Source organism: Streptomyces sp. NPDC005899, assembly GCF_040629645.1.
Lineage (GTDB): Bacteria > Actinomycetota > Actinomycetes > Streptomycetales > Streptomycetaceae > Streptomyces.
The window spans coordinates 1-6,343 of sequence record NZ_JBEXWB010000358.1; the positions used below are offsets into that span (position 1 = coordinate 1).

The 6,343-nt window shown below is 74.5% G+C and carries 5 protein-coding genes, 1 tRNA gene and 1 pseudogene; 1 reads left to right on the top strand and 6 read right to left on the bottom strand.

Features of this window, described 5'->3' with window-relative positions; translation table 11 throughout:
- Both ABZ371_RS27490 and ABZ371_RS27495 read right to left on the bottom strand, forming a co-directional pair.
- Positions 1-791, bottom strand: a pseudogene (locus tag ABZ371_RS27490) (hypothetical protein); the annotation flags it as partial.
- A 379-nt stretch (positions 792-1,170) separates the two neighbouring features.
- Entirely contained in the window at positions 1,171-2,457 is a 1,287-nt protein-coding gene (locus tag ABZ371_RS27495) for a peptidoglycan-binding protein (protein WP_358684403.1), read from the bottom strand.
- A 167-nt stretch (positions 2,458-2,624) separates the two neighbouring features.
- Here ABZ371_RS27495 and ABZ371_RS27500 point away from each other — a divergent pair.
- Positions 2,625-2,698: transfer RNA gene (locus tag ABZ371_RS27500), tRNA-Lys, on the top strand.
- A gap of 259 nt (positions 2,699-2,957) precedes the next feature.
- Here ABZ371_RS27500 and ABZ371_RS27505 read toward each other — a convergent pair.
- The 4 genes from ABZ371_RS27505 to ABZ371_RS27520 form a co-directional block, all read right to left on the bottom strand.
- Positions 2,958-3,656, bottom strand: coding sequence for a class F sortase (locus ABZ371_RS27505; RefSeq protein ID WP_358684405.1), 699 nt, complete (start codon positions 3,654-3,656; stop codon positions 2,958-2,960).
- Between the two features lies 1 nt (position 3,657).
- Positions 3,658-4,224: a hypothetical protein gene (locus ABZ371_RS27510; protein WP_358684407.1), complete on the bottom strand. Its 567-nt coding sequence runs from the start codon at positions 4,222-4,224 to the stop codon at positions 3,658-3,660.
- 87 nt (positions 4,225-4,311) lie between these two features.
- Positions 4,312-5,106, bottom strand: a complete 795-nt coding sequence (locus tag ABZ371_RS27515; protein WP_358684409.1) for an HAD-IIA family hydrolase — start codon at positions 5,104-5,106, stop codon at positions 4,312-4,314.
- 177 nt (positions 5,107-5,283) lie between these two features.
- Complete coding sequence (locus ABZ371_RS27520; protein ID WP_358684411.1) at positions 5,284-6,144, bottom strand: hypothetical protein; 861 nt, start codon at positions 6,142-6,144, stop codon at positions 5,284-5,286.
- Between the last annotated feature and the right edge of the window lie 199 nt (positions 6,145-6,343).

Below are 6,343 nucleotides of genomic sequence, written 5' to 3' on the forward strand. Positions count from 1 at the left end.
GTTGTCCGGTATGTCGGCGCGTCGGACGTTCCTGTCCCGCGGCCTGCGGCCGACGACGAGGCCGCCGGCGCGACGGAGGCCCGGTTCGTGAGCGAACTCGTAGCGCGGGCCGCCGTCGCGTCCGCCGCCCCTGCCCCGCCGCCTGCGGCCGACGACGGGGCCGGGGCCGGATGCGGGGCTGCGGGCGAGGCCGCGGCGCGGGTGGGGACCGCACCCGTGGCCTGCGGTGAGACCACGGCCGGATCCCCGGCCGGGGTCGGGCCCACGGCCGGGGCCGCGCCCTGGCTTGCAGCCGGGGAAGGAGCCGCGACCGGGAGTGCGGACGGCGGTGCGGCGGGACGCGTGACCGATCGCGTCCGGGCCCTCGTCGGCGTTCGCGCCTCCACCAGTGCCTCCACCAGCGCCTCCGCCGGTGCCTCCACCGATGCCCTCACCGGTGCCTCCACCGGCCTCCGGATCACCGGGCCTGTCGCCCGGACCGGCCCCGGGGACGGCCCCAGGAGCGGCCCCAGGTCCGGTGCGGTTTCGGGGCCCGCCTTGCCGGCCCGGCCGATCCCGGCCACGGCGTCAAGGGCGGGCCCCAGGTCGGCGGGGACGTCCGCGACCGGATCCACGGCCGGGCCGCTGCCCGCCGCGGGATCCGGGGGATCCACGTCCGCAGGCGCCTCCGTGACCATCGGCGCCCCCCAGTCCACGGAGTCCCCCACATACGCACCCGTACCCGCGCCCGCGCCCCAGGAGGGCTCCACGCCCGGGTCGGCCGTGACCGCGTGCACCGCGTCGCCGGGCATCCGTCCCGTAGTGACCGGCTCTCGCTCGCCCACTGGCACCCACTCGCCCGTCGGTTCGTGCTCCGGCTCCCGCACATGCCCGTACAGCGGCACCTCGGGCGCCCCCGTCCGCCCGGGCGCCGAAGACGCCTCAGGCCCCGGCGCCGACGACGGTTCGCCGGCCCGTACCGACCAGGGCTCCGGTGCTCTCCCCGCGTCCGGCTCGCACGTCCGGTGCTCCCCCGTGTCCGGGCCCGCACCCGTGTCCGCGCCGGTGCCGTGATCGGAATCCACACCTCGCTCCCCCCACTGACCCCACTCGCGCCGGTCGTCCCACTCGTTCTCGTTCTGCGTGTAGCGCATGTCCGCCTCCGTGATGTCCGTTCCGTCACCGCAGCCGTCAGGCGAAGAGCCGCCGCCAGGTCTCGGGCCCCGGGTAACCGTCGGCTGCTCCCCCGCGCCAGCCCTGGGCCTGCTGGAATGCCTCGACGTTGCGGCGGTCCGCCTCCGTCCAGCGCGGGCCCGGGCCGGACGCGTAGTGCCTGCCGTATCCCTTCTTCACCAACTGGGCGCCGAGCCGCCGCACATGGCCGTTGGACCGTCCTGGCCGGAAGGAGCCCCGCCCCGGGAAGACGGTGGTCCTGTCCGTCTCCCCGACCGGGCCGGCCGCGGGGATCTTCCGCCCCGCCCCTCGGAGCAGCAGGCTCCAGGTGCCCGGGCCGGGGACGCCGTCCGCGTCCTTGCCCTTCCAGCCCTGGGCCAGCTGGAAGGCCCGCGTCGCCCGCTTGTCCGCGTCGGTCCAGCGCGGTCCCGCGCCGGTCGTGTAGAACCGCTTGCCACCTCGGGCGATGAGCAGTTCCCCGAGCCGGGTGACGTAGGCGTTGTGGGCTCCCGGGCCGAACGCCGCGGCGCCCGGGAAGCCGGTGGCCGATCCGCTGTCGGCCGGTCCGGCGGTCAGGCCCTTGTGGCGGTAGGCCACGTACTGGGAGGAGTGCGTCCAGTACGCCATGGGCGTCGTGGCCCCGCGGGCGTGCGGGCGCGACTGTTCGTAGGCGAGGTAGTGCGTGTGCGTGCTGTCCGTCCAGCCGCCGAAGATCGTGACGTGGGATCCCAGCGCCGGGTCGGCCGGGTTGTGGAAGAGCAGCATGTCCCCGGGTTGCAGCTCGGACCGGGCGATCTTGGTGCCGAAGGCGGCGAGGCTGCCGGTCCATTCGTTGGTGCCGAGGTCCCAGGCCATCGACACGTAGCCGGAGCAGTCCTGCCGGTACCCGTCCGACCAGTACGCGGCCGTGTCGTACGGGACCTGGGCGGACACCCACTTCTTCGCACGGTCGACGATGGCTGCCCGGGTCGTCTCGCGCGGCACCGTCTGCGGAGCGGCGGGCGGCCCGGCGGCACCGCCCGTGCCCAGGGGGCCGGCCGCGCCCTGCGGGGTGTCGGGCTCGGGGTCGGCCGCCGCGCCCGCCCCGGCCCCCGGTCCGGTCGTGTGGACGGCCGCCTCCGCGGCTCCGCAGGACAGGACCACTCCCGCCGCCGTGACCAGCACCAGCGCCCGGCGGGCGCCGTGCGCGGCCGGGTGCCCGCCGCATCGCACAGGCAGTGCGGCCGCCGTGCGCCGCCGCTGAGCGCAGCCGGGGCAACCGCAGTCCACGGCGGGTTCGTACTCCTCGAAGACCGGCACGGTCATGCGACTCCTCTTCCTTGGGCAGTCGTCAGGATGTTCCGCATCTCACCTTTCATGGCATAGGTCATGTTGACTGACTAAAGCGACAAAAGGACCATGCGACAGGCCGTACCGGCTGGAATTGGTCAGGAGCACTCCCGCCCATCGGGTAAAGTTCTCCAGGTCAGCAGGCGCCGTTAGCTCAGTTGGTTAGAGCAGCTGACTCTTAATCAGCGGGTCCGGGGTTCGAGTCCCTGACGGCGCACGCACAAGCAAGGCCCTCTCACCGAGCGTGAGGGGGCCTTGTTCGTGTGCCGCGCGTTTCCGTGCGGATCCGGACATCTTCCGGAGGGGCCTTCGAGGGCCGCCGAAGGCGGGCTGCACGGTGTCGGGTCAGGACCGGGGGCCCGAACCTCCCGTGCCCGCCCGGACCTCTCCCGCGGGCCGCCCGCCGCGGTCGTGGACCGGCCCGGCGGGCGGCCCGCGGGGGAGCGGGTGCCGACCGGGCCAGGTGTCCGGCCGGGTCAGACGCGACTCCTCCCGCCGCCCTGTTCTCCACCGCCCCCGCCGCCCTCCTCGGCCGTCAGGTAGGCGGACACGACGACGTTGGCCGTGTAGGCGTGGGACTCCCGGTCGTACGTGCCGCCACAGGTGATGAGGCGGAGCTCCGCCCGCCCGCCCCGCCGTGGCCCGTACGCCTTCTCGGCGTCGAAGCGCGCACGGGTGTGGACGTGGACGTCGTCGACGGTGAAGACGGCGACGGTGCCGTCCGACCGGCTCACCCGGATCCTCTCCCCCGGCCGGGCCGTGCTGAGCCCGTAGAAGACGGCCGGTTCCGTCTCGGTGTCGACGTGGCCGACGAAGAGCGCGGCACCCGCAGTGCCGGGCTCGGTGCCGGCGGAGTACCAGCCGACGGCGTTCGGCGTGCCGAACGGTGGCGGTTCGACGGCCCCTTCGGCATCCAGGCCGCGTCGGACGACGGGCGCCGCCACACTCATCGACGGGATCTCCACCCGCAGGGGCGCCGCCCCGTCGAGGGGCTCGTGCGCCGGGGGGAGGGGAGCGCCCAGGGGGCGGCCGACCGCCGCGACGTCACCGGTCGTCGGGGCCGAGCTCCCTCCGGTGGCCTCGCGGCCCCCCAGCCAGAGCCCCAGCAGGAGGACGGCCCAGGCGACTCCGGTCAGCAGCCGGCCTGTTCCGGCGTGACGGTCCGGGGCGGGCATGTCAGGCCGAGGCCGAACGGCGGCGGCGGCGCACACCGCGACAGGCGACGGCGGCCGCGACGGACGCCAGGGCCAGACCGGTCACCGCGTGGCGGGTGCCGGCCCCCTGTTCGGCGCCGGAGTGGCCGGCGAGGGCCGCGGTGCCTCCTCCTCCGGCCCGCACGGGTGCGACGGGTGAGGGGTGGACGCGACGGACGACGGTGAAGGTGCCGGTGGCCCTGCCGTGGCCGTCCTCGCAGGTCACCCGGACCTCGTAGTCGTCCGGAGCGGCGTCGGAGCGGATCCGGGCCGTCGCGGCGAGGCCCCCGCCGCGGGTCCGGTGGAAGCGCGCTCCGCCGGCGAACGCCTCGGAAGCGCCCCGGGCCGACACGCCCTCGCGGCAGACGTCGACCCGGAGCTCCACCTCCCCGCCGGGGGAGACGCCGGCCGGGGTGACGGTGACCGACCCCCGCCCCCGGTGGTCTCCGGGGTCCCAGGAGTCGGGATCGGCCTGTGCGGCGGCGGACGCGGGCAGGGCTATGACCGCGGCCGCTGCGGTGAAGCAGAGAGTGAGGGGCAGTGAACGCATCGTCGACCTCCTGAGGGAAGGTTCACGTGCGCCGCGGCCGCCCGCACCCGCTGAGGGCCGGTCGGGTGGCGTCCCGTCCCGGCCGGTTTACGGCAGGGGCAGGTCGACGAGGTCCACCAGGTCGGCGATCGAGTCGACGACGGTGGACGGCCGGAAGGGGTAGCGGTCCATGTCGGCCGTCGTGGTGAGCCCGGTGAGGACGAGGAACGTCTGCATGCCGGCCTCCAGGCCGGCGAGCACGTCGGTGTCCATCCTGTCGCCGATCATGGCCGACGTCTCGGAGTGGGCGCCGATGGCGTTGAGTCCGGTCCGCATCATCAGCGGGTTGGGCTTGCCGGCGAAGTACGGCGCCTTGCCGGTGGCCTTGGTGATCAGCGCGGCGACGGAACCGGTCGCGGGCAGCGGGCCCTCCGCGGACGGTCCGGTCTCGTCCGGGTTGGTGCAGATGAACCGCGCGCCCCCGTTGATCAGCCGGATCGCCTTGGTGAGCGCCTCGAAGCTGTAGGTGCGCGTCTCGCCGAGGACGACGTAGTCGGGCTCGTGGTCGGTCAGGACGTATCCGATGTCGTGCAGGGCCGTGGTGAGGCCCGCCTCACCGATGACGTACGCCGTGCCCTGCGGGCGCTGGTCGTCCAGGAACTGGGCGGTGGCCAGGGCGGAGGTCCAGATGTTCTCCACGGGCACGTCCAGGTCCATGCGCTTGAGTCGGGCGTGCAGGTCGCGGGCGGTGTAGATCGAGTTGTTGGTGAGGACCAGGAAGGGCAGTCCCGACTCCCGCAGACGCTTGATGAAGGCATCGGCCCCGGGGATGGGGGTGCCCTCGTGGATGAGGACACCGTCCATGTCGGTCAGCCAGGACTCGATCGGCTTGCGCTCTGCCATGTGACGGGACTCCTGCCGTACGTACGCTGTGCACGCCATGTGCCGGGACGCCGGCGGCACCGCGTTGTGCAGCGCCGACGTCCCGATATTAGGCCGAAGCGGTGGTGTACCGGATCAGGTGGTACCGATCTTGTTGCGGGGAGGGCCGTGGGGACGGACGTGCCACGGGGCGCCGCCTCAGGCGCGCCGGCGGAACCTGATGACGAGCACGACTCCGGCGAGGATCAGCGCCCCGGCGGTCAGGCCCGCCCGGACGGTGGGCATCGGGCCGGTGCGGGCCAGCTCCGGAAGTGTCTCGCCCGCCGCGTCGCGCCGCGCGGCCTCCCCGTCCGGGTCCACGTCGGTCCCGCCGTCGAGGCCGCCCTCGACGATGGTGAAGTCGTAGCCCTCCGACTCGCCCACCCAGTCGCCGTCGGTCTGCTTCGCGTCGTCGTCCGCGGAGCGCCGCTGGACGATGGCCGCGTTCGCCGTGACCTTGCCGGGCCGGGTGTCGGAGGTGAACGCCATCCGGATCTCGACGGTGACCGTCTGCTTCGCGGGGACGGTGAAACCGGGGAAGTCGTCGCCGCCCTCACCGCTGCCGAAGACGCCGATCTGCTCGTCCCGGTCGGTGGACTCCCAGCTGACCCGGTGCTCCTCGCCGGGACGCGCCCGCTCGGTGAACTCGAGCTGGATCTGCTCGGGCGTGAGCGTGCGGTCGTCGTCGGTGAGGACGAGGACCGGGTGGATGGAGTGGCAGGGCTCGGAGGTGGTGTTGATCAGGTCGAGGTACCAGGTGCCGTACCCGCCGCCGGACGCGTAGGTGTCGGGGCCGCCGTGGATCCGGGTGTCGATGGGGAAGTCCTCGCCCTCGGGGTCGCCGCAGGCGGCCTGCCGGCCGGTGACGGCGTCGTACGGGGTGACGACCGGGGCCGTGACCGGGATGGCGATGGCCGCCGGAGTGCCGAGGAGGCCCGCCGGGACGGCGAGGCCCGCGGCGATGCCGAGGCGGGTGAGGGCACGGCCGTCGCGCAGTCGTGCGGGGGGTTTGGGGGACATGGCGGAACACCCTTCGATGCTCGCGAACGGTCGGGGCGGAGAGCCACCGGCTGTGGCGGCGACGCTGCCACGCGCCCACGGGAGGGGCTACCGGCCGGCGGGAGGAACCGCCCGTTCGGGGGTGGAGAACCGCCCGACCGGCCCCGCCGGGCACCTCCGGCCCCACTCGCCGCACCCCGGTCCGGCCGCCCGGCCCGCC

What these genes read in the sequence shown, in the direction of transcription:
- ABZ371_RS27520 (WP_358684411.1), bottom strand. Translation starts at nt 6,144, where the DNA reads ATGTCCCCCAAACCCCCCGCACGACTGCGCGACGGCCGTGCCCTCACC.
- ABZ371_RS27495 (WP_358684403.1), bottom strand. Translation starts at nt 2,457, where the DNA reads ATGACCGTGCCGGTCTTCGAGGAGTACGAACCCGCCGTGGACTGCGGT.
- ABZ371_RS27515 (WP_358684409.1), bottom strand. Translation starts at nt 5,106, where the DNA reads ATGGCAGAGCGCAAGCCGATCGAGTCCTGGCTGACCGACATGGACGGT.
- ABZ371_RS27510 (WP_358684407.1), bottom strand. Translation starts at nt 4,224, where the DNA reads ATGCGTTCACTGCCCCTCACTCTCTGCTTCACCGCAGCGGCCGCGGTC.
- ABZ371_RS27505 (WP_358684405.1), bottom strand. Translation starts at nt 3,656, where the DNA reads ATGCCCGCCCCGGACCGTCACGCCGGAACAGGCCGGCTGCTGACCGGA.